The following is a 22263-nucleotide window of genomic DNA, read 5'->3' on the forward strand; positions in this document are numbered from 1 at the left end:
CCAGAACCCCTCCCCGCACACTCGAACCGCCCCGACACGTTCACCAATACCCCGCCAGCATACAGCACAGCCGGACCGATGGGGGTGAGATTGAGTCATGTATCACCCTGAGGGCGGAAGATGCCGCAAGGATGCTGCATCACAGATGATGCACTGTGTAGAGTCTCCAGTCAGATACCACACCCCCGGGCAGCATCCATCGCGCCAGGGATTCCCTTTCTGATTGCGTGCCACATTCCGGAAGAAGGAGCTTTCTCCGTGGTCATGAAAAGGAGCGATCTGCGCGCTCACCAGATTGAGACCGTTGACGCTATCAAGCGCGGTCTCGACATCCCTGCTGGAGGTGTTCCGGTCAACGGCCTGCGTGGGCAGGTGATTTCCGCGTGCGGCACCGGGAAGACCATCACGGCGTCGTTTGCTGCTCGCGAGATGCTGCCGAAGGGGCGCGTTCTCGTGCTGGTGCCGACGCTGGATCTCCTGGCTCAGACGGTCAGGGAGTGGCACCGGGTCGGGCACAAGGGGCCGGCGGTAGCGGTGTGCAGTCTCCAGGACGATCCGGAGTTGTGGAGCCTGAAGGTGCGGTCCACGACGAACCCGGTGCAGCTGGCGTTGTGGCACGGGACAGGGCCGGTGACCATCTATGCGACGTACGCCAGCCTCGGTGTGCTGGAGGAGGCGTTCGCGGGCGTGTACGGCCAGCGGTTGGCGCCGCTGGACCTGGCGGTGGTTGATGAGGCGCACCGGACGTCGGGGTCGATGGGTAAGGCGTGGGCGGCCATTCACGACCAGGCGGTGATTCCGGCGGCGCGGCGGTTGTATCTGACGGCGACGCCGCGGATCTGGCAGGAGCGTCCTCCGGCCTGGGAGGTGGCGGAGGGTGTGCGGGATGCGCTGCCGGAGGAGATGGCGGCGAGCATGGACGACGAAGCCGTGTTCGGACCCGTGCTCTACAAGCTGTCGCTGGCGTCGGCGGTTACCCGTGGTCTGCTGGCGCGGTACCAGATCATCGTGCTGGAGCTTCAAGACCCGGTCGTGACACCGGAGCGGCTGATGGGCGAGGAGCGGCACAGCGAGCAGGTGCGCGGTGAGCGGCTCGGGGCCTTGCAGGCGGCGCTGCTGCACGCGATGGCGCAGCACGGTCTGCAGACGTGCATCACCTTCCATCACCGGACGATAGAGGCGCAGGCGTACGCGGAGGGCCTTGGGGCAGTGGCGGCGAAGCTGCACGCGGACCAGCCCGAGCGGTACCCGAGGCGGGTCTGGGCGGACTGGCTGTGCGGTGAGCATGTCCCCGAGCGCCGGCGGGAGGTGTTGGGCTCCTTCGGGTCCACGGCGCAGCGGGCTGTGCTGTCGAACTGCAAGGTGCTGGGCGAGGGGGTGGACATCAGGGCCGTGGACTCGGTGGCGCTGCTGGACCCGAAGGGTGCGCCGCACGACATCGTCCAGGCCATCGGGCGCGCTTTGCGGCAGAAGCCCGGGGAGGGGAAGCTGGCCTCGTTGATTGTGCCGGTGTTCCTCCAGCCGGGAGAACAGCCGGAGGACATGTTCACCTCGGGGTCGTACCGGCCGTTGGTGAAGGTGCTTGAGGGATTGCGGGCTCACGATGAAGAGGCCGTGGAATTGCTCGCTATTCCACAGGAGCCGCAGAAGGCTGTGGCGCAGCCGTCGGTGAACATCGGTGCGACGCCCGAGGAGGGTGAGGAAGAAACCCGTCTGCTGCTGCGTTTTGCGGCTCCCAGGGACCCGGTGATGGTCGCGGACTGGGTGTCCTTCAACGTGATCGACACGGAGAAGCAGGACTGGGCACGCGGCTGGGCCGCACTCAAGCGGTTCACCGAACGCGAGGCGCACGCCCGGGTGCCGTACGGGCACAAGGAGGGCGCCTACCCGCTGGGACGGTGGGTGGCAGAACAGCGGCGGGCGTACGGGGCCGGGCAGATGAACGGCCTGCGCGCCCGCAGGCTGGAGAAACTGGGCATGGTCTGGAGCATGGCCGATGAGCGGTTCCAGGAGAACCTGGAGGCCGCGAAGGCGTACTACGAGGAGCACTGGACGCTGTGCGCGCCGAGGACGGCGACGGCGCTGGACCGGCCGGTGGGGCAATGGCTGTCCAACCTGCGCCGGCCCGGCGCGCTGGACGACCACCCGGAGTGGAAGACGGCGCTGGAGGCCGTGGACGAGCACTGGAACCCGGAGTGGCCGGCGGACTGGCAGCGGCACTACGCCGCGCTGGCCGAGCTGGTCGGCGAAGAAGAGGGCCAGGCCGACGTGCTGCCCGGCGTGACCGTGCACGGGATGGACGTCGGGAAGTGGCTGGACAGGCAGCGCCAACCCGCCGTCTGGCAGGGTCTGGTGGAGAAGCAGCGCGAACTCCTGACAGAGATTCGTGTCGTGCCGCTCCCGCCGGAGCAGGAAGCGCCCTCAGAGGCACGCAAGGCGCGCTCTGGGGCCTTCGAGCGGGGCGTTGCGGCCCTGGCGCAGTACAAGGCCCGCACCGGCTCTGTGACCGTCCCCAGAGGCCACGTAGAGAAGCTGGAGGACGGCACCGAGGTGAAGCTCGGGGTGTTTCTGTCGAACACCAAGAGTAGGCGCGGGAAGCTCACCGCCGACAAGCTCCAGCAGCTGGCCGACCTCGGGCTGGAGTGGGCAGCGGCGTGACGTCCGAGCGGTGCGCTGTCGTTGACAGCACGCCACCGTACGACGGGCCGTCGCCGCGTAGGCGAAACTGGACCCCGGCCCGGCGGCCGCCCTGCCGATGACGCCGCCGCCGGGCCTTTCTCGGTGTGTGCGGTTCGTCGGCGCGCGGGCCGTCCACCACCCCGGCCGCCGCCGACGAGCTACTCGGTTCGCAGGGCGAATGGCCATCGATCCAGTCCGGGAAGCGCACCCAGGGCGCAGGCCCGATCGCGGTGTGCACCAAAGCGCTCGGTCTCGGCCGGTTCCGGTGCCCGAACATCCGCGGGCGGAAACCGTGGTGCACTGCCGGGATACGGTCACTGCCGTGGGGGTGCCGATGAATGAGACCATGCCGGACAAAGCGTTCGCCGCGCTGCGCGAGAACCTGGGGCACGTTCTGCAGGCCTGCGCGCTGATGTGTGTCCTCGCTCCCGACGGCGTCCAGGGCGACGCCGTCGTCCGGGCCGCCGTGCAGCATGCTCAGGCCGATCCGATCGTCGTATCCGGTATCGCGCCCGGCACTCTGCCCGCCCTCCTCGCCTCGCTACACGACAGGCTCCTCCCCTCAGTGCCCCGCCCCCGGCAAGCGGCACAGATGCAGGACGCGATCGAGGAGGCACTCGTACGACGCTCCTGGCCGGCGGTAGTCGTCCACGACGCCCACCTGCTACGCAACGACGCCCTCTACTACCTCTACCGGCTATGGGACTCGTTCCAGGAGCACGAGCAACGCCTGCCCGTCATCCTCGTGGGGCCCGAACAACTCCACGCCGTCCTAGACCGGCCCGCGCTAGCCAGCCTGAAGAGCTGCGTCTACATCTGGCATCGCCTCACGGACAGCTGAAGCAGTCCAGGAGCGCACCGCGACGCCCTTTCTATGGCCATCGTCCCGACAACCTACGGCGCCCGACCGGGTCCTGGGTGACCAGACAACCAGCAACTCGTTGAACCAGCCGCTGTCACAGGCAACGCGGGCCGGGCCGAACGTCTCCCGGCCCGGCCCGCGCCTACGGCAAACCAGCCGCTAGCCGCACCGGCCCCAGCACACACCTCAGGCGGCCAGTCCGAGCTTGCTCAGTGCGGTGGTCCAGTCGGTGACGATGGCGTTCTGCGCCGCCTTGAGGGTGACCTTGCCGGAGCAGACGGCCGTGTGCAGCTTCGTCTCCACCGGGTCCTTCAAGTTGTTCACCCCCGACCCCGACTTGTGGCCCGGGTCAGCCGGCTCCACCCACAAGTTACGGGCGTCATTGGGATCCCCGCCTAGTTGAAGGCTCAACAAGTGGTCGTACTCGGCGTCCTTGAGGCTGCCCTTGTAGCCATAGGAAGCGGCGTTCAGCCGCTTCTCCTTGCCGGTGATCGCCTCCGGCGGCCGGATCCCCTTGGTGTAGCCGCCCTTGCGGCAGATGGTCGTGGCCAGATTCGCCTGCGTCACCGCTGGCGAGGTAGCACCCGGCGTGCACTTCAGGTCCTGAAGCGGCTCGCCCTTCTCGTACCGGTAAGTGCAACTGCCGGCGGGCGGCTGCTGCTGCACTGTGTACGTCGTCTGCGGCCCCGCACCCACCGGGATCTCCCCCACCGACCCAGCGGCCGTCGCCGTACCGGACGGCCCAGCAGCCGACGCCCCGTTCTTCCCTGCCGCACCTCCACCGGAATGCGACCCGGAAGGCGAACACCCCGCCAGCGCGAGGCAGGACAGCGCCACCAGCGGAACGGCGCGACGCAACACACTCATGACGACCCCTTACAGACGAGCAGCAGCTGAGCAGATGCTCCCCCACGCCCGAACTGCACTACGCCCTGGGGTCCGGGCGCACAGGCGCACGTCTCCTCAATCGGTCGAGACTCGCGAGCGCGACGGGCTCGCTGCATGGCCAGGAGTGTCGGTGCCCCCAGTGGTGACGGAGAGGGGGCGGACGGACCTCAGCAGGGCGATGAGCGCGCAATGGCTATGTGAGGGCGGCCCCGGCCGCATTGCGTCCCGTCACGGGGACCGGGGCCTGTCCCGCGCGCTCCACTCCGGCGCAGGCCAAGCGTGAGCCTAGTTGGCCAGGGGGAGCGAGGGGCCTCGACTCCGGCGTCCGGGGGCGTAGCCCTTCTGTCATGCGACCGTGGAAGACACCCCGATGTCCGAGCTGCTGCTACTTCCTCCATCGTTTACCGGGTACCCGTATTGACAATGTACCGGGTACCCGGTAATTTTGAGTCATCGAACGGCCCACCCACACCCCGAGGAGCCCCCGATGCGCGCCACCACCTTCACCATCCGCAACGTCGTCACCGGCGAACGTGACGAGGCAGGGCAGTTGGCCCTGCGCACCCTCGGGGACGTCACCGTCACCCTCGAAGGCATGACCCGCGCCGAGATCGCCGAGTGGGCGGACATCACCGACGCCCTCAACACTCGCGGTTTCGACGAGGAGATGTTCCGCCTCACCGTCAACGGCTGGAAGATCACCCACCCGGAAGTCGGCGTGGTCGGCCTGCTGTTCCAGGGAGCCGGCACGCGCGTGCACGTCGAGTGGTACGACGCCGCGAACGGCGACTACTTCTCGGCCGGCTGGGTGGCCCAGCTGCGCCACGGCGCGGCGGCCGTCATCAACGCCCGCCAGCATGCCGGTCAGGGGCTCCCGGTCGACGTCGAGCCCGAGCCGATCAAGGCGCCGGAGCCGACGGCCCCGGTATGGCTGGAGGACGGCACGCTCATCCGCTACCACGGCTCCATCGAGCAGCTGCACGGTGGCATTTTCAGGGCCTATGAGTGCTACAGGTTCGAGGAGTGCGAGCACTGGGATTGCGATGGCTACGCGCTCCTTCCGGTCGGCGCCTGGCGCCCGTGCGCCGTGCACGTCGGGCCTCATTCGGTCACCGCCGTGACAGCAGAGGATGTGCTGGAGGTCCCGGACGCCTGACGGCCCACTGCCTCAACTTTTTACCGGGTACCCGTATTGACGAACTAACGGGTACCCGGTAATCTCTGGCCATCGAACGACACCGCTGAACCGGGGAGACACTGATGATCACCGCGAACCGCGCCGCCTACACCGTCATCACCACCGCCCGCCGCTCCACCGAGGGCGTCACGCTGGTCACCCTCATCAACAACGGCGGCCGCTCCCGCCTGCAGTACATCGGCGACAACGGCACCCACACCAAGCACCTGGCCCCCGTCCTGCACCGGCAGATCGCCCGCGCGGTCGAGGATGCCGCCCACACCTACGCCCGCACCCGCTACGGCGCCCGGAAGAACTGGCCGGCCCGCATCGTCGTCACCCACGACGGCACCCTCGACTGTGCGGACGCTGCGCCCGAGTTGGGCGACCACGTCTTCAACGGGCGCGTGTACCACTTCAGCGACGCTGCGGCCACCGCCGCGCACCGCGCCATGGACGCCCGCCGACTGTCCGCCAGCACCCAAGGCCTGCTGCGCCCCGCCTACGACGTCGCCCTCGCCACGTTCGCCGCCCACCTCGGCCTCCCCGCCAACTACCGCAACCTGTACGCCCTGGCCCGCTCCTACACCCGCCGCCACCCCGCCACCGTCGCGGCCTGACCCACCCCGCCCACCACCGATCACCCGAACGCACCGAAGGGAACCCACCCATGGCAGCCACCAAGAAGAACAACGGCGCACCGGCCGAGATCCTGGCGCTGGCCACCAAACTCACCGACGAGGCGCTGTCCATCGCCTGGATGGCCACCGAAGGGGTGGCCCCTTCGGAAGAGATGGCCGTCACGCGCGGCTGGCTCATGGATGAGCTGCACAAGCGGCTCGGCGACGACCTGTTCGACGAATGGCTGATGGCCGTCGATGAGAACGGCGACGGGCTCGACCCGCTGCCCTTCCTCGAGCGCCACTGTGCCCCGACGGCGCGGCCCTGCGAGGGTTGCCTCGCGGACGCCGGCGAGGAGTGCCTGCCCGGATGCCTGGCGCTCGAGCAGTAGTCGCCAGTTTTACCGGGTACCCGTATTGACGAACTAACGGGTACCCGGTAATCTCTTGAGCGTTGGAAGGGACGGCAACCCGCCGGCCCAAACCCCCAGGAAGGGACCCGCGATGACCGCCACCGCCACCATGCCGACCACCGCCGACAGCATCCGTGCCGCGGTCATCGCCCACCAGACCCCGTGGACCGAGACCGAACTCGAGCGCCTCATCCTCGAGCAGAACGTCGACATGGGCACCCCGGCCGTCCGCATCCAGTGCCGCAAGGACACCAAGACCGGCCGCCGCATCACCGCCATCATCGCCTCCGGCATCCGCACCATGACCGGACAGTTCCTGCCCGCCCACGACGCAATCATCCAGACCTTCGCCCGCGTCGACGGCCGCCTGGACGCCGCGACGAACGCGCGCCGTGTCCTCGCCCGCCGCCTGGCCCTCCCCGCCGACCTCCCCGTGTCCTGGGAGAACAAGCCCGGCCGCTCCTGCTGACACCCCCGCCGCGGGCCGCCGGCAACCCCCAGCCGGCGGCCCGCACCCGCCCCCGACCACTCGAACACCCCGGAAGGAACCCGACGATGCGCGGATACCGCAGCGTGATGGACATGAGCCGCGACGAGTGGGCCGCCCAAGCCGAGCAGTACGCCCGCACCCAGAGCCACGCCCAGGACCGCGTCAGCCGCGACCCCGCCGACTGGCTGTCGCCGGCCGAGCTCGCCGAAGCCCGCGCGCTCGCCGCGCAGCTGGTGAAGGAGACGCGGCGCGCCCTGAACGCGGCCGCCCGCGGCCACGACAAGCGCACCTTGCCCCGCTGGGTGCGGAACGGCCGGCTCAACGTGTCCGACGCGGTACGGGAGCTGCGGGAAGCCGAGCAGGACACCGACATGGGCGGGCAGGCGCACGCCTGGTTCCAACTCCGTCGGTACGCCGAGGAGCACGCAGGCGACGCTACGGTGGCCGCCCGCGCCCGGCTCGAGGAGTTGACCGACCGGATGCGCACCGCGCGCGACACGGCCGCACAGGCGGCCCTCGAGGACGCCATCGCGCGGGAGGTCGCCCGCCGCAACTCCGACGAAGGCTGGGAGCAGGAGTTGCGCCGTCGTGAGCGGGTGCGGCGCGGCCCGACCCGTACCGTCATCACCGTGCACGACGACGGCACGACGACCGGGGGCGCGCCGCACCCGTTCCGGATGCCGGAGTACCCGGTACGCCCCGGCCGTTGACCGGTCGCCGCCGCGCCGCGCGCCCCCCTGCCGCCTCGAGCGGACGGGGCGCCGGCGTTTCCGGCCGGAGTTTTTCACGGGTACCCGGTTGACGTGACTAACGGGTACCCGGTAATCTGTGAACTGTTGGACAGGGGAGCGGACCACGCCCCCGCGACCGCCCAGGAGGCACCCGTGCCGATCGTTGAGACCTTCCAGGCCGCTTTCACCCCCGCCGAACAGGAAGTGACCGTAATCCGCAACGTGCGCGCCGGTATCTCCGGTCCCTACGGCGAATACACCGCCGGCACCCTCGAGGCCGCCGAACAGGCCCTGTTCAACGCCGGCTACCTGGTCGCCGGCCCGTGGAAGTCGACGCGTAACGGCGACCAGTGGTGCGACCTCACCCCCATGTCCTGACCGCACCCGCCCGCCGCCCCGACCACTCGAACACCCCGGAAGGAACCCGACATGCCGTCCGCTCTCACCACTACCGCTCCCTACTGGGAGGAATCCGTCGCCCGCGAGCGCGCTGCAGCGGTCGCCCGCACCCTCGAGGAGGCCGGCCACCTGCCCCACATCCCCGGGGAGCGCGCCGGATACCGGCTGTGGACCGACGGCGTTGCCGACGTGCACCTGGAGTACCGCGACCGTGAGGGCTGCCCCCGCATTCTCACGCCGGCCACCGCCCACCGGTACAGCGCCGAGAGCTGCCCGGACTGCGCGCCCGGCCACTACGAGCAGTCGAGGGCGGTCCAGGACTGGGTCAACGCCCTGAATCTCGCGGGCTGGTGGGCATCCCCCTGGGAGCCTGAGTGGCACAACCATTCCGTCGGGGGCACGGTCCACCGCTCGCAGCGTCGCGGCGCGTCCGTGTCGATCCCCATGGAGCCGCGCCGGGCGACGGCCGCGGAGTACGCCGTCGCCACCTATGAGGCCCTGGGGGGTTACTTCGTGTCGCGGTACACGCAGGCTCAGGCTCAACGCATGCTGACGGCTGCGCACCGTCGCGGCCTGCTGGTGTCTGGCCTCGACGGCGGAACACTGACGGTGCCCCGCCTTGGCGGTACGCGTGTCGTCCTCAAGCCGCTCACGGCCGAAACCGCCGCCAGCCTCCCGCGGACGGCACCCACCGTCGACGCGGTCTGCGCCGTGCTGCGCGACGAGGAATGGGGCGACTTCTACGGCGCCGCCCTGGTCATCCGGGAGGGCGACGAGGTTCTCGTCGTTGCCCAGTGGGAGGACACAGAGCCCGGGGAGAAGGGTGAGCGCGAGATGCAGCGCCACCACGACACGATGTTGCGGTACGCGGCCGCGCTGGAGAAGCGGTGGGCCGTTCGTCGTGTCCGTCGTGGCTCGGTGCTGGTTCCGGGGGCCAGCTTTGTCGGGGCTCTCCGCGTCGGATAGGGCCGGCGGTTGCCCTGGCGTAGCGCCGGGCGGGTTTTCACGGGTACCCGTTGACATGGGTAACGGGTACCCGTTAACCTGAGGGGTGTTGGAAGGGAACGAGGCCCGGAAGGGGACGAAATGAGCAGCAAGGCGTACGAGCGGACCGAGAACGGCACCACCACCCGCGTGAGTGTCCGTGAAGCGCTCGCCGAGGTGAACCACGCGATGATGGGTGGGAAGCGCGACGTCCGCCGTATGTCCTCCGGTCGCGGCCAGCACAGCATCAACTACAAGGACGGCCGCACGGTCCGGCTGGTCGAGGTCGACGCGCCCGCCGAGGAGCCAGCGGTGGCCGGCATGGAGGTCGGCGAACTCGAAGCGCTCCGCGATGCCGGAACCGTCTGCAGCTTCCAGGCGTGGTTCGGCGGACCGGTCGGAGCGCGCGGCACCGTCGAGAGGGTCGGCGCACCGGCCAACCCGGACGTCGTCTGGGTCCGCACCGCGAGCGGCAGCCTCCACACCTGGGACCGCCACGACATGCGGCGCACCGCCTGACACACCCGGCCGTGCTCCGGGACACCCCACCAGGCCCGGAGCGCAGCACCCCCATTGCAGCCCTCGCCATACACCAGCCCATCCCAGGGAGAAGTGACGTGACCGCGAAGATCGGGATCAAGCAGGCGGACGAACTCGTCGCCGCTGCCAGGTCCGCCGGCCTCACCGTAGAGGTCGAGATCGCCCGCCGCGCCGGCCACCACTACGAGGCCGCCGACTACACCGCCCCCGACTCGCTCTCGGTCCGCGTCCGCATCGAAGCGCCCGGTACGAGCCACGTGATCAGCGCCCGGTGGAGCAAGCGTCTCATCAAGGGCGGACGGGGCACGCTCATCGCCGCTCGCGAGACCACGTCGCACAGCTCCACCGACCTCAAGCCGGCCGGCCTGTCGACCGCGCTCCGCCGCCTCGTCACCGCTTCCCGCAACGCCGGAAGGGCTGCAGAGGTGAAGGCCAAGCCCCGCACGCTGCGCCGCGACCAGAACACCAACGGCTACGTCACCAGCGACGGCCGATACGAGGTCACCCCGGTCTACGGGCCCAGCATTCGGGGCGGAGACGTCACCCGCCCCACCGAGTGGTGCCTGAAGGACCGCAAGGGCGAGTACGAGCCCCGCTACCGCCCGTTCCTCTCCGACATCCGCGACATCCTCAAGGAACGCCCCTGATGCGCCGCTACTACGTCGATTGGGCCGACCTCACTTACCCCAGCATCCAGGCGGTGGGCCCTGATGACGAGGACTACGAGTACGCGCACCGCACGCTGAGTGCAGCGAAGAAGAGCATCGTCGACAGCATGAAGCGAAAGATCGCTGAAGCCCACGAGGTCATCCAGCACACCCGCAGCCTTCGCGTGGCCGACCTGTACGAGGAGGCGTGAGCGAGCACGCCGACGTCCTGGTCTTCGCCGACCCGTCCTGACAGCACCACTTCACCCCTCACCACAGGAGGAAACGATGAACGGATTTCCCAGCGGCAAGCCCATGGAGCGCCACACGGGCGCCGGCCACTACGCCCGCCCGGAAGAGGGCGGCCGGGTGCTGCCCGACGACAGCGACATCACGAGCGCATCCGTGGCGGACCTCGTCGTCACGTTCTGCTCGGTCATGGACAACATGCACCGCACCAACAACACTTCATCCCTGGCGGACCTGGGCCGCTACGCCAGTCAGCTCTGGTGGGAGATGACCGGCCGCGGCGTCGAGTTCAGGTGATCGCAGCACTCACATCACGACCGATTTACCGGGTACCCGTTGATAACGTAACGGGTACCCGGTAACCTAAGGCCATCAAGCCACACCAACCGATGGGAGACCGCAATGAACATCGCCCAGGCCGAGGCCGCCGCCATCAACCGCAGCAAGGTCGTCATCGCCCGCGGCCACCTCGCCGGCTACAAGGGCTTCGCCGTCGGGTATGGCTTCGCCTACGACAGCGTTCGCATCTACCTCACCGACGACAACGGCGACATCTTCGACAAGGTCAGCGTCGGCCGGTCGCAGGTGGACCTCGTCACCACCCCCGAGACGATCGACGCGGACAAGGAAGAGGCCTGGCAGGCAACCGCCCGTGGTGCGTTCGGCCACACGCCCGACCCGAACGCCAGCCGGAAGGCCCCCGAGGCCGCCGAGAATGTGGCCACCGCCGAAGCCGAGGTCGTCGTCAAGCCGGCCATCTACCGAGCCCCGTCCGGACTCACCGTCACATCGACCATCGGCAACGGCCCCGAGGGGCACGAGTCGGTCCGCAGGTCGGTGGAGGAACTGCGCAAGCACGGATACCTGCCCGCCGACGCTGTCTACCGCGCCCCTGCACTGGCGGCCTGACGCCCGCTCGATTTACCGGGTACCCGTTGACATACTTAACGGGTACCCGGTAATATCTGTGGTGTTGGAGGGAGGTGAAACAACTGAACAGTGGGGAGATCACCCTGACCGTCGCGGTCGTAACCCTCGTGGTCAACACCGTATCGATGGTCATCGCAGTGAAGGACCGGAAGCACAAGCGCCGGGGCCGACACCGCAAGGGGTGAGAGAAGGGGCCCCGGAGATGTCGACAGCAACTCCGGGGCCCGCCCCCAAGGATCCCAGCCCATCGCCAGCCCACGCAAGAACAGGAGGAAAGCCGTGCCCACGTCCCTGAAGGCGTTCACCACCTGCACCCTGGCCAGCCTGGTCATGATCATCGCCGTCACCGTCGGCGTCCGCGTGTACGCCCCGCTGTGGGTCGCCTGGGCGGCGCTCGCCGTCGTCAACGCGGCCCTGCTCGTCGCGGACCGCCGGCCCCGCCACTAACCCACCGCACGCCGGCCCCTCGAGCCGGCCGACGCGCACCACACTCGCCGGCCGCCCGCCCCGGGCGGCCGGCCCCGACCCGCGAGGAGCGCTATGAGCACCGCCCAGACCCCAGCCGACGAGCCGCTCATCATGCCCACCGACAAGGACGAGTACGACCGGATGCGGGACGCCGACCCTCGCCCCGGCCCGTGCTGCGCCACGGCTGGACCCGTCGCGCACTGGCCCATGTATCACTGCCGGAGCGTGAACGGCCCCGGCAAGCCGATCCGGCCGCACTGCACCTGCGGCAGCTGCTTCTGACCCGCTCCCTGCCCGGCCGCCCACATTCGGCGGTCGGGCCGACTGCATCGAGGAGGCACTCCCGATGACCGCTCTGTACGCCGATCTCGAGGTGGCGCGCACCCTGCCCGCCCACCCGGTCACCATCACCGCCCTCGACGACGGCATCGGTGACGTCACGTGGGGCTGCACCCTCGAGTGCCCCGCCCCGTGCCCGATGGCCGACCAGCTGCGCCGCGCCGACTGGGCGCAGCTGGCAGGTGACCGGCCCGCCGGTGAGTACCTGGCCGTTCCCGCCGCGCGGGGTGTCGACCTGGTCCGTGCGGGCAGCGTGGTTGCCGACCCCAACGGGTACCCGGTAACGTCCGCAGGCATGACCGCCCAGCCGACACTCCCCGAGCCGTTCCAGGCGCTTGCCGACCGCATCGACAGCTTCGAGCCCGGCACCCTCGAGCGTGAGCTGTTTCTGACCAAGCTCTTGAAGGCCGTGCCCGAGCTGCAGGTGTATCTGGCCGAGCTGCGCCGACAGGACGCCAACACCCTCAAGGACAACGGGGTGTCGTACACCGACCAGTCGAAGTACCTCACCGCGAACGGCGCCCCGATGAGCCCGAACAGCGTGTCGAACATGGCCCGCGGGGTGTTGTCCGGGAAGGACATGGTCCGCAAGGGGACCGCGGCCGCGCCCACCCGGACGAGGAAGCCTGCCACCGACAAGAGCGCCTAGACGTACGACCGGCCGAACTCGCCGCGATCCTGAAGAAGTACGTCCGCGAGGGACACCGGGGCGCCTACAGCCTGCCGGCCTACGTCGGCTCGATGGCGAAGTCGCCGAGCCATCGGCACGTCACCGGCGAAAGCATCGCACTCCCCGGAGAGAAGAAGGCCCTCTTCCCCTACAGGGAAGAGGTGTCAGCGTCGCTCGCCGGGCTACCCAGCGCATCTGACCTGCGGAAACAGCGATCACCGCACCATCGGCGCTGGTACCTACGCCGGTACCCACGCCGGTACCCACGCCGGTACCCACGCCGGTACCCACGCCGGTACCTCTTTCTTCCGGTCTGCTGGCGGCACTCGCCCGGGCCTTTGATGCGAGCCGGCAAGAGGCCCGGGCTGACGGCGCGGTCACAGGGAGTCGGCTGCCAGGTTCGCCAGCTCGATGCGCTCGTGGAGCTGCTCGTAGGTGTGGATGCGCCAGTGCCATTGGCCGTTCTCGTATTCGGCGCGTACGTACAGCGGCTCCTCGTCGCCCACCTGGCGGGCCTGGCTGAGGGCGAGGGTCAAGTCGAGGTGGAAGAGCGGCGGCAGCTCTGGCACGGCCTCCTCTCCAGTGCGCTCGGTATGGTTGACCAGCACCGTCGAGGCGCCGCGGCCGTCCATTCCGGGGCTGGTGACCAGGGCGACGACGGCGCTGCCGAGGTCGTCGCGCGTTTGGAGGAAGACCGTGCGGATGTCCTCGGCCCTGATCAGAGAAATGGCGACACTCCGCCGGCGGTTTCCGGCTGTCTGCCAGGCGTCCGTGTTGTGGGTGGCCACCCACACTTCACCGGCCACAGCAAATCCCCTCTCTGCGATGAGACTTGAGACGACCCTATCCGTCCGATGATGCGTGCCGTCCTTCTGAACGGAGGCCTGGCTACCGGCACGAGGGTCTGACCGGCCCTCCGGGACGGGCTGCGCCCGAGCGGGCTCGGGTACTCGGACATCGCGGCCGTGGAGGTCGGCATCGACGAGCTCGGCGTGGGCCTGGGCATAGTGGTCGGTGACCGGGATGGCGCCTCCTGCTGACGCTTCATACCCGCGGCCGGTGTCGGACTCTGCGTTTGGGTATGCCGCGGGCCAGTCTCTCGAGCCGCGCAGGAAAGATGCCCCGATGCAGGTGGCTCCCTGACTTCGTGCTCCCTTGCGGATGCCCCGGGGCGGGTGTGGATACCCCGTGCCGGCGACTCCGGTGATTCTGCGGATACCCCTGTGTGACCTGCGACATTTCCCGTTCCTGGGCAAGCGGTTGGGCAAGGAGTGGTGGCGATGGTGCACGGCAGTTGATCCGAGAGGAGCCCTGCCGTGGACGCCGCGTGGGACGTGAGTGTGTTCAGCCGCCTGAACATCGAGTGGGAATGGGTGTGCGCCCAGAACGGCAACGCGCAGCGTGTCCGCGGCTGGCTGGTGGGCGCTGGTGTTCTCGATGCCGCCGAGGCGCCGGAGGATCTCGGCGCGCTCCTGGACGTGCTGGAGGAACGGTCGCGCCGGGAGGGCCACCCGTTCTCGGACGTGTGGCTGGGCCTGCTCCTCCAGCGCGCCGGCGAGGGTGAGGAACTGGCCGCACGTGTAGTGGTGCAGGCCATGCTGCCGGCCGCGGTGCGGATGGCAGCCCGCTCGGTGCGGACGGGCGAGGAGTTCAGCGAGATCTACCAGGTCGTGGCCGCTGCCCTGTGGCAGGCAGTGCGCTCGTATCCGGCCCAGCGGGCGGCATGGCAGGTGGCGCGCCATCTGCGGCTGGAGATGTGGCATCACACGTCGCGGGATCTCAAGCGGGAGTTCGCCTCCTCGGGCGCTCCGCTGGACGAACGAATGGCGGCGGGGCTGACCGCTGACTGCGACCCGGTCGCCGAGGCGCACGCGGGCCTGCTGGAGGCCGCGGCGGCCGAGGCCGGTCTGGTCGGCGGAGTCGACAGGGCGCGCGGGGAGCTGGTCGAGCTGCTGGTGTGGGCGCTGGATCAGAAGGTGCTCACCCGCGATGCGGCGGCGGCGATCGCGGACCACTACCGCGAGGACGGGCCGGACGACCGTACGGCGGCGCGGACGGCCGGGATGAGCCCGGCGGCCGTGCGACAGCGGCGCAGCAGGGCCGTGCGGCAGTTGCGTGACGCGGCCCCCCGGTGGGCGGTGGCGGCGTGAACCGGGCTGGGTTTTCGCAAAGTTCGGGCCGCCCTGTCACATCGGGCGGGCGGCGGCTCCCCTTCCTTGCGCGTACGGGCGTGGTGCCCGTGGGCGTGGTCGGTGCTGGGAGAGGAGCGGCGAAGCCGGTGGAGAGGGACCGACAGACACAAGGTATGGACGGCGGTGTGCCGCTGGGGACGCAGGAGGAGCGGCTGCGGCAGCTGGCGGCGATCCGCCGGCGGGCCACGAGGGTGGCCGTTGCGCTGGTGCGGGAGCCGTTCTCGGCCTCCACGCACGAGCAGATGCGGGCGTTTGTAGCCGAGGACGCCGACGAGGCGCTCGCGCTGGCCCAGGAACTGGTCGCGCTGCCGGAGGACGTGCTGCGGGGGTGGATGGACCGGCTGTGCCGCGACGGCCGTCGGGGCGAGGATCCGCGCCGTTCCGGGACGGCTGGCGGCTGGGTCGCTGGTGGTGAGGGGGCTGCCGGATGAAGGCGTGGCGCAGGCCGTCCAGTGAGGCGGACCAGGAGGGGTGGGACCAGGTCCCCGAGGAGTACACCGCCGAGGAGGAGTCGGGCGGGGAGCAGGGCGGGTGGGTGACGGTGTCCCCGGGTGCCGTGGCCAACGTGAGTGCGGTGCTGCGGTGGGGTGCGTGGCTGCTGCTGATTGCCGGTCCGCTGCTGGCGGTGGCCGCGTTCCTGCGCCCCGTCGCCGCCGTGGGGGCACCGGCGCCGGCGCCGAAGTCCTCGGTGGTGGTGCGGGATACGTCGGGTCCGGCCGGGTTCGCGCAGCTGTATGTGGCCGCGTACGTGGAGGCCGGCAAGGGCACTGAGGCCTCCCTTGCGCCGTACTACCCGCTGATGCGCGACATCTCGCTCCAGGCGGAGCCCGGCGCGCAGCACGTTGACCGTCTGGCGGCGGTGCGGGTGACGCAGGCATCACCGGGCTACTGGTCGGTGACCGTGGCCGCCCTGATCACCCCCTCGTCGAAGACTGGGGCCGCCTCCGACAAGACGCAGGGCGGCAGCCAGGACGAGGCCGGTGCCGGTCCTGTCCTGCGCTACTTCCAGGTTCCCGTCAAGACAGCCGGGACCGGTGGTGGGTATGAGGCTGCCGCGCTGCCCGCCGAGGTCGCCGCCCCGGCCACGGGCGGCGAGGCGCCGCAGCTCGACTACGGAGCGCCGGTTCCGGCGGACACGCATGACCCGGCGGTGGCGACGATCAGCGAGTTCCTGGCCGCCTATTTGACCGGCGGCGGGGAGCTGGACCGCTACCTGTCCCCCGGCACCTCGCTGGTCGCGGTCTCGCCGGCCCCGTACACGAAGGTTTCGGTCACGCAGCTCGCCGAGCAGGGCGGCGACTTCGCCGCGAACGCACCGGTCACCGAAGGGGCGCGGCGCGAGCTGCTCGTCGACGTCGCCGCGACCGGCACTGACGGCCAGGTGCGGCCCCTGACGTATGCCCTCGCGCTCAAGGCGCGCGCCGGGCGCTGGGAGATCGCCGCCGTGGATGCGGCCCCCCGGCTGAACACCACGAAGGAGAACCAGCAGTGAGCAACGTCGTGATGGCCGTGGACACCCTGACCAACGTCAAGCTGATCGGTGCGGACGTCAAGGACATCTTGATCAACACCGTCGTGCCGATCCTGGGGATCTGGTTCGTGGCGAGGACCTGGAAGGAGAGCGGGTCACCGCTCAAGACGTTCGTCGCTCTCATCGCCGCCGGAGCGATCTGGTGGGGCGTTTTGAACATGACGCTCCTGCGTGACCAGACCGGTGAGACCTGGAACCACAACGGCACCAAGGCGGCCGCTCTGGTCACCGCCCCTGTCGCCACCGGTGGTGAAGGCCGGTGAGCACGCCCGAGACGACAACGCCTGCGGGTGGTGCGGACACCCTGGTGGGCCGCTGCTACACCAAGGCGCGCCGCCACCCGCTGGTGATCGGGCGGTGGCCGGGCGGTGGCGTGCTGTGGGGCGGGCCTTACTCCGTGCCGCAACTGATCGTCATGGTGGGCTCGTTCGTCGCTCTGATCCTCTTCAGGCCCGTCTGGGCGCACTTCGGGGTCGTGCTGAACGTGATGTTCGCCTTCGCGGTGCCCTACGCCCTGGGGTGGACGGTACGCCGGCTGACCGTGGACGGCCGCAATCCGCTCGCGGCCGCCGCAAGCGTTCTGGCACTGCTGACCGCACCTTCCGCCGGCCGGCTCGGCGGACGACCGCTGAAGGCGCTGAACCGGGCCCGCCCGGTGCGCGGCGTGTGCACCGTCACCTGGCAGGAGCCTGCTGCCAACCGCCGGTCCCTCGTCGTCGGCCGGGCGGGCGACACGAGGGCGTTCGTGGGCGAGCTAGGGGCCGGAAAGACCCGGCGTGCTGCGCCCCTGGCGCCTCAGGGGGCCGGGAGCGCGGCGCCGGAGGTGGGGGTGGCGCGGCCGCGGGTGCTGTCCGGGGTGGGCGCGCTCATCGCGGCGCGGGCCGCAGCCGGCAGTGGACACGAGATCGAGAAGGGCTGAGTTCAGCGATGCAGATTCCGGTGCGGCACCTGAGCGGGAACGTGCTGTGGACCGTCCACGGCCAGACCTGGGCCATCTGGCGGGTCGAGGGCGAGGGCCAGGCGCACGTGTCGCGCCGGGCGAAGATGCAGCGGCTCGCCCTCATCGAGTCGCTGGTGAAGTCGTTGCACGGGGAGGCGATGCTGCTGAGCCTGTGCCCGCAGGTCAACCCGGCCACCGTAGTGGAACGGATGATCTCCGGGATCGACATCGACGCTTCGCTGGCGTACGAGCAGGTGGCGCACCGCACGCTGGACCAGCTCGAGCAGCTGGAGCTGACCGGGCGGACCGACTGGCTGGCTGTTCCGCTGCCCACCTCGCGGCGCCAGGCCGTCGCCGATGCGATCAGCGCGGCACGGTGTGAAGTCGCCCTGCAGCTGGGCCTGCTGCCTGCGGCGGTCTCGGTGCGCGAGGAACTTGCGCGGCTGACCCAGGCGGCGGACCTGGCGGCGTCGTGGCCGTCGCAGCTGCGGCTGCGGCCGGCCACCGAGGCGGAGATCCTGTGGATGTACGGGCACGCCACGCGCCGCGGGCTGATCGAACCGATGCTGCCGGACCCCGGCCAGCAGCAGGTGCGCGGCCGTGGCCGCGGTGCGGCCGCGCTCGGCCAGGCGGTGCTTGTCGAGGGTGGCCACCGCATCGCCCACGACAGCGATGACGAAGGCGGCGCTGCGGCGGGGCGGGGGCGCCGCAGGCGGCAGTCTCGTACGGGGCAGCGGGCGGCGAACCCGTTCGCCCACCGGTGGCTGGAGGTGACCACCGAGTTCGGTCCCTCGTATCAGGCACTGCTGGCGCTCGCGGAGATGCCCGAGTCGTTCTCCTTCCCGGGCAGTGAGTTCCTCACCAGCCTCGACCAGTTCCCCTTCCCTGTGGACTGGGTGGTGCGCCTGGCCGTCGAGGACGGTGCCAGTGCAGAGGCCAAGTCGCGCCGCCAGGCCCGCGAACTGGCCGGCCAGTACAGCGAGTACGACGGCGAGATGGCCGGCGTGCCCGCCAGTGTGGACAAGGCCGCCGAGGGTCTGGCCGAGTACCGCGACCGGCTGACCTCCTCCAAGAGCGAGGTGGAGGTGAGGGCCATGGGCGCGTTCGCGGTCTGGGGCGGCACGCCGGAGGAGGCCGAACGCAGGGCGACGGAGCTGCAGAACTACTTCGCCGGCGGCGAGTACACCCTCGCCCGTCCGCGCGGCGAGCAGGAGAACCTCTGGTACGGGATGCTGCCCGGTGCCCGCACCCCGCGAGTGATGGCCCAGTACGCCCAGTTCCTCATCGCCCGCGACTTCGCCATGTCCGGGCCGTTCTCAGGCAGCTCGCTCGGCGACGACACCGGCCCGCTGTACGGGCTGCAGCTGGCCGGCGGCGGGATCCGCCCGGTCCACGTCGATTTCACCCGCGGCCCCCGCAAGAAGACCTCGGCCTCCGCCGCCTTCCTCGGCGAGCTGGGAGCCGGCAAGAGCTTCGCGATGAAGGCGGCCGTCTACTGGATCCTGGCCGGCGGCCGGCGCCAGGGCATCCCGGGCAGCCGGGGCCGCGCGGTGATCGTGGACCGCACACCGCAGCAGGAATGGGTGCGCTTCGCCTCCGCCTGCCCGGGCACCACCCAGGTCATCCACATCACCCGGGACGCGTCCGTGTCCCTGGATCCCTTGCGGCTGTTCGCGGGCAAGGAGGCCCAGCGGTTCACCGAGTCGTTTCTGACGCTGCTGCTGGGCATCTCACCGATGGAGGACGATGGCGCCGCGCTCAGCGAGGCGATCGAGACCGTCCTGGCCGGCCCGAACCCCTCGATGCGCGTGCTCGCCGAGGAACTCGCTACACGGGGGGCGGAGGACCCGGCATCCAAGTCGGTCGCCCGCCGGCTGATGGCGGTCAAGCGCAAAGACCTGGCACGCGCCCTGTTCGACGAGTCGCTGCCCGTCGTCGAAGCCGACTCGGCCGACACCGTCGTCTTCTCCGTCGCCTCGCTCACGCTGCCCAAGAAGCGGGAACTGGAAGGCGACCGGCTGGCCAAGCTGGAGTGGGAGAAGACCTTCGGCCGCGCCGTGATGTACCTGATCGCCGCCCTGTGCAGGAAGATCGCCTTCGAGCGGCGGGAAGAGTTCTGCACCGCGGTGTGGGACGAGACCTGGTGGCTGACCTCCTCGCCCGAGGGCCTGGAGCTGTTGATCGAGCTGCTGCGCGACGGGCGCAAGCACAACGCCGGCGCGCTGCTGGGCTCGCATGACCCGTACGACTTCGGGATCAGCGACCCAGAACTCGGCACGATCGTGCGCGGCCTGCTCCCCAGGCGGCTGCTCTTCCGTCACACCGATGCGGTCCTGGCCCGCCGGAGCCTGGAGTTCCTCGGCCTGGATGCGAACGATGCCGACCTGGTCACCGAGGTCACCACCCACCTGTCCCCGATCAACGTCTCCGACGACGAACAGGCCGCGCGCGCCGGGGAGTGCCTGCACCGCGACCTGCTGGGCCGGATCGGCGGCATGCAGGTCCTCATCCCCAACGATCCGAAGGTGGCGGCCGTCATCCACTCCGACCCCGAGGCGGCGGTGGCGGCATGACCAAGACCCAAACGGCCGCCATGCCGCAGACGAAGGCGCGCATAGGGCAGGTGGGCACGCGAGCGGCCCGCTGGCTGTCGCCCGGTCGGACACTCGCCGCCGGGATCGCCCTGTTTCTCGCCGCCACGGTGGTCTCGCTCGTGCTGGCCGGCACCGCAGGCGCCGTACCCACCCCCTCACCGTCGCCCTCGCCGTCCCTGTACCAGCCGGGCCTGGAGACTCCCGTCCCCGGACTGCTGCATCCTCCGTCCCCCACCGCCCCGTCCCCCACCGCCCCGACCCCCGCCGCCTCTGCCAGCGCCGGGACGGGTGCGGCCGACGGTGGCCAGGACACCAGCAAAGAGACACAAGCGCAGAAGAAGGCGCGTGAGGAGGCGGAGAAGAAGGAGAAGGCCAAGCAGGTCCTCGACGAGTGGAACAAGCGGGTCGAGCAATACAAGGCCGACCGGCGCAATGGCGGTGTGCTGTCCGCGTTCGAGGTCACCGACCGCGACGGTAACCCGGTCTCCTCCTACCGCGTCTACGCCGACACCGGCGGCTGGTCAGACTGGGATCTCAAGATCGAGAGCTTCCTCGTCGACGGGATGTTCCTGGAAACCAAGTACGGGGTGAGCTTCGCGTGCTTCGTGCTCGCCTGGTCGCTGGCGTTCAAGATGGCCGGACTTCTCCTCAAGCCGGCGCTGACGGTCTCCAACGCCCTGTATGCCAACGTCATCGTGCAGATCGGGCTGCCCGGGCTGTGCCTGACCTACGCCGGCACCGTGGCCGCCTGGCATCTGATGTTCGGGCGCCGGGCACGCGGATGGGGCGAGGCCGCCGCCTCCCTGGTCATCTCCGCGCTCGCCATCACCACGCTCGCCGCGCCGCCGCAGATGATGCTGTCCGAACAGCATGGCGCCGTCGGCAGCGCCCGCAGCCTGGCCGTCGACGTGGCCGCCCTGATCCTCGACAACCAAGAAGCCATCCACACACCCAAGACCACCACCAACAACGGCATCGACGACTCCGTCCCAGCCGGTACCAGCGCCGGCGCACAGGTCCGGTCGAAGGCCTCCGCGCTGGCCCGCCCGATCACTGACGAACTCGTCGACGCCTTCGTCGTCAGGCCTTCCGAGCTGCTGTCGTACGGGCAGACCTTCGATGGCAAGTGCGCCAAACAGTTCCGTGACTCCCGCATCCAGCAGGCCGTGGCCGATCAGTGGCTCGACGACGCCCTGAACGCGGGCCCGAACGCCATGCGCAAGCACATCCCGTGGATCGGCGACACCCTCGGCAGCGTCATGAAGGGGGCCACATTCGGCCCCAACGAGCTGGTCAAGGAGAAGGTCAAAGCCGTCGGCCCGATCGCGAAGTTCGAAAAGGCCTGCGTCAAGGGCGATGTGACATCGCTGAAGAAGGCCTCCATGGACAAGGTCGGCGGTGCCTTCTTCGTGATGCTCGCCTCCCTGCTGGTCTGCCTATTCATCATCGTCGTCGACTGGATGTTCCTCTACGCGCAGATCTGCATCGCCAAGGAAGCGATGATCGCCAAGTGCGCGCTGGCCATCGGCGTCCTGCCCGGTCCCGGACGGTTCTGGCTGTGGAACCGGGCCGTCACCGTCCTGCGCTACCTCGGACTGATGGTCCTCGCGGTCGCCTCGCTCGCCGTCCTCATCGTCGTCGTCAAGGCGATCCTCAACGCACCCGAGAGCGACCTGCCCGGCGGCGTGACCATCCGGTTCGTCGTGCTCGACATCGTGACGATCTCCGCGTTCAGGTACCGCAGACAGCTCGTCCGCAGCACAGAGGGTCTCGCCCTGCGCGCCCGGACCCGCCTGGGCAACAGCGTCTTCGGCGGCAGCGCCCCCGTCGATCCGGGCCCGCCACCCCGGCGACACAGTCTCGGGCGCCGGCTGCTGGCCGGCGGCGTCATGCTTGGCGCGCTCGCCGCCAGCGGCGGCG

At 69.9% G+C, this 22263-nt stretch carries 27 protein-coding genes; 25 read left to right on the top strand and 2 right to left on the bottom strand.

Going from position 1 to position 22263, the window contains the following annotated elements:
- Window positions 1–264 precede the first annotated feature (264 nt).
- Complete coding sequence (locus M878_RS91380) at window positions 265–2658, top strand: DEAD/DEAH box helicase (protein ID WP_031227467.1); 2394 nt, start codon at window positions 265–267, stop codon at window positions 2656–2658.
- Between the two features lie 367 nt (window positions 2659–3025).
- Window positions 3026–3520 (top strand): ATP-binding protein, encoded by a 495-nt coding sequence (locus M878_RS91385; protein WP_158692940.1) that lies wholly within the window; start codon window positions 3026–3028, stop codon window positions 3518–3520.
- A 207-nt stretch (window positions 3521–3727) separates the two neighbouring features.
- Here the strand turns inward: M878_RS91385 and M878_RS000000102115 are convergent, their stop codons facing one another.
- The gene (locus tag M878_RS000000102115; protein ID WP_023553988.1) at window positions 3728–4108 is read right to left on the bottom strand and encodes a hypothetical protein; all 381 of its coding nucleotides are present in this window, start codon (window positions 4106–4108) and stop codon (window positions 3728–3730) included.
- 808 nt (window positions 4109–4916) lie between these two features.
- Between M878_RS000000102115 and M878_RS91390 the strand changes: the two genes are divergently transcribed.
- From M878_RS91390 to M878_RS91450, 16 genes are all read left to right on the top strand, one after another.
- Window positions 4917–5585 (top strand): hypothetical protein, encoded by a 669-nt coding sequence (locus M878_RS91390; RefSeq protein ID WP_023553989.1) that lies wholly within the window; start codon window positions 4917–4919, stop codon window positions 5583–5585.
- Window positions 5586–5689: 104 nt separating this feature from the next.
- Window positions 5690–6226 carry a hypothetical protein gene (locus M878_RS91395; RefSeq protein WP_023553990.1) on the top strand — a complete coding sequence of 179 codons (537 nt, stop codon included), beginning with the start codon at window positions 5690–5692 and terminating at the stop codon, window positions 6224–6226.
- A gap of 50 nt (window positions 6227–6276) precedes the next feature.
- Window positions 6277–6618, top strand: a complete 342-nt coding sequence (locus tag M878_RS91400) for a hypothetical protein (RefSeq protein ID WP_023553991.1) — start codon at window positions 6277–6279, stop codon at window positions 6616–6618.
- A 112-nt stretch (window positions 6619–6730) separates the two neighbouring features.
- A complete protein-coding gene (locus tag M878_RS91405; protein WP_023553992.1) occupies window positions 6731–7108 on the top strand; it encodes a hypothetical protein in 378 nt (125 codons plus the stop codon).
- An 86-nt stretch (window positions 7109–7194) separates the two neighbouring features.
- Window positions 7195–7839, top strand: a complete 645-nt coding sequence (locus M878_RS91410; protein ID WP_023553993.1) for a hypothetical protein — start codon at window positions 7195–7197, stop codon at window positions 7837–7839.
- Window positions 7840–8013: 174 nt separating this feature from the next.
- On the top strand, window positions 8014–8238 hold the full coding sequence (locus tag M878_RS91415; protein ID WP_023553994.1) for a hypothetical protein: 225 nt from the start codon (window positions 8014–8016) through the stop codon (window positions 8236–8238).
- A gap of 51 nt (window positions 8239–8289) precedes the next feature.
- Complete coding sequence (locus tag M878_RS91420) at window positions 8290–9225, top strand: hypothetical protein (protein ID WP_023553995.1); 936 nt, start codon at window positions 8290–8292, stop codon at window positions 9223–9225.
- Window positions 9226–9345: 120 nt separating this feature from the next.
- Window positions 9346–9762 (top strand): hypothetical protein, encoded by a 417-nt coding sequence (locus tag M878_RS92795; RefSeq protein ID WP_023553996.1) that lies wholly within the window; start codon window positions 9346–9348, stop codon window positions 9760–9762.
- Window positions 9763–9860: 98 nt separating this feature from the next.
- A complete protein-coding gene (locus M878_RS91425; protein WP_023553997.1) occupies window positions 9861–10430 on the top strand; it encodes a hypothetical protein in 570 nt (189 codons plus the stop codon).
- Window positions 10430–10642, top strand: a complete 213-nt coding sequence (locus M878_RS91430) for a hypothetical protein (protein ID WP_023553998.1) — start codon at window positions 10430–10432, stop codon at window positions 10640–10642. Before M878_RS91425 ends, M878_RS91430 begins: the two co-directional genes overlap by 1 nt.
- A 76-nt stretch (window positions 10643–10718) precedes the next feature.
- Complete coding sequence (locus M878_RS91435) at window positions 10719–10976, top strand: hypothetical protein (RefSeq protein ID WP_158692941.1); 258 nt, start codon at window positions 10719–10721, stop codon at window positions 10974–10976.
- 105 nt (window positions 10977–11081) lie between these two features.
- Complete coding sequence (locus M878_RS91440) at window positions 11082–11588, top strand: hypothetical protein (RefSeq protein ID WP_023554000.1); 507 nt, start codon at window positions 11082–11084, stop codon at window positions 11586–11588.
- Window positions 11589–11662: 74 nt separating this feature from the next.
- The gene (locus M878_RS000000101270; protein ID WP_023554001.1) at window positions 11663–11794 is read left to right on the top strand and encodes a hypothetical protein; all 132 of its coding nucleotides are present in this window, start codon (window positions 11663–11665) and stop codon (window positions 11792–11794) included.
- 94 nt (window positions 11795–11888) lie between these two features.
- Entirely contained in the window at window positions 11889–12056 is a 168-nt protein-coding gene (locus tag M878_RS98140; RefSeq protein ID WP_023554002.1) for a hypothetical protein, read from the top strand.
- Between the two features lie 93 nt (window positions 12057–12149).
- Window positions 12150–12359: a hypothetical protein gene (locus tag M878_RS91445; RefSeq protein ID WP_023554003.1), complete on the top strand. Its 210-nt coding sequence runs from the start codon at window positions 12150–12152 to the stop codon at window positions 12357–12359.
- A gap of 64 nt (window positions 12360–12423) precedes the next feature.
- Window positions 12424–13065: a hypothetical protein gene (locus M878_RS91450; RefSeq protein ID WP_023554004.1), complete on the top strand. Its 642-nt coding sequence runs from the start codon at window positions 12424–12426 to the stop codon at window positions 13063–13065.
- A gap of 398 nt (window positions 13066–13463) precedes the next feature.
- Here the strand turns inward: M878_RS91450 and M878_RS91455 are convergent, their stop codons facing one another.
- Window positions 13464–13892, bottom strand: coding sequence for a hypothetical protein (locus M878_RS91455; protein ID WP_023554005.1), 429 nt, complete (start codon window positions 13890–13892; stop codon window positions 13464–13466).
- 510 nt (window positions 13893–14402) lie between these two features.
- Between M878_RS91455 and M878_RS92800 the strand changes: the two genes are divergently transcribed.
- The 7 genes from M878_RS92800 to M878_RS91480 all read left to right on the top strand — a co-directional run.
- Window positions 14403–15236: an RNA polymerase sigma factor gene (locus M878_RS92800; RefSeq protein ID WP_023554006.1), complete on the top strand. Its 834-nt coding sequence runs from the start codon at window positions 14403–14405 to the stop codon at window positions 15234–15236.
- 155 nt (window positions 15237–15391) lie between these two features.
- On the top strand, window positions 15392–15709 hold the full coding sequence (locus M878_RS91460; protein WP_158692942.1) for a hypothetical protein: 318 nt from the start codon (window positions 15392–15394) through the stop codon (window positions 15707–15709).
- Window positions 15706–16770: a conjugal transfer protein gene (locus M878_RS91465; protein ID WP_023554008.1), complete on the top strand. Its 1065-nt coding sequence runs from the start codon at window positions 15706–15708 to the stop codon at window positions 16768–16770. Before M878_RS91460 ends, M878_RS91465 begins: the two co-directional genes overlap by 4 nt.
- The gene (locus M878_RS91470) at window positions 16767–17072 is read left to right on the top strand and encodes a hypothetical protein (RefSeq protein WP_023554009.1); all 306 of its coding nucleotides are present in this window, start codon (window positions 16767–16769) and stop codon (window positions 17070–17072) included. The genes M878_RS91465 and M878_RS91470 overlap by 4 nt, the downstream gene beginning before the upstream one ends.
- Window positions 17069–17728 (top strand): hypothetical protein, encoded by a 660-nt coding sequence (locus M878_RS92805; RefSeq protein WP_158692943.1) that lies wholly within the window; start codon window positions 17069–17071, stop codon window positions 17726–17728. The genes M878_RS91470 and M878_RS92805 overlap by 4 nt, the downstream gene beginning before the upstream one ends.
- An 8-nt stretch (window positions 17729–17736) precedes the next feature.
- Window positions 17737–20322 carry an ATP-binding protein gene (locus tag M878_RS91475; protein ID WP_023554011.1) on the top strand — a complete coding sequence of 862 codons (2586 nt, stop codon included), beginning with the start codon at window positions 17737–17739 and terminating at the stop codon, window positions 20320–20322.
- On the top strand, window positions 20319–22263 hold a 1945-nt coding region (locus tag M878_RS91480; RefSeq protein WP_158692944.1), incomplete at its 3' end, for a hypothetical protein. The genes M878_RS91475 and M878_RS91480, both read left to right, overlap by 4 nt.

It is taken from the genome of Streptomyces roseochromogenus subsp. oscitans DS 12.976 (assembly GCF_000497445.1).
Taxonomy (GTDB): domain Bacteria; phylum Actinomycetota; class Actinomycetes; order Streptomycetales; family Streptomycetaceae; genus Streptomyces; species Streptomyces oscitans.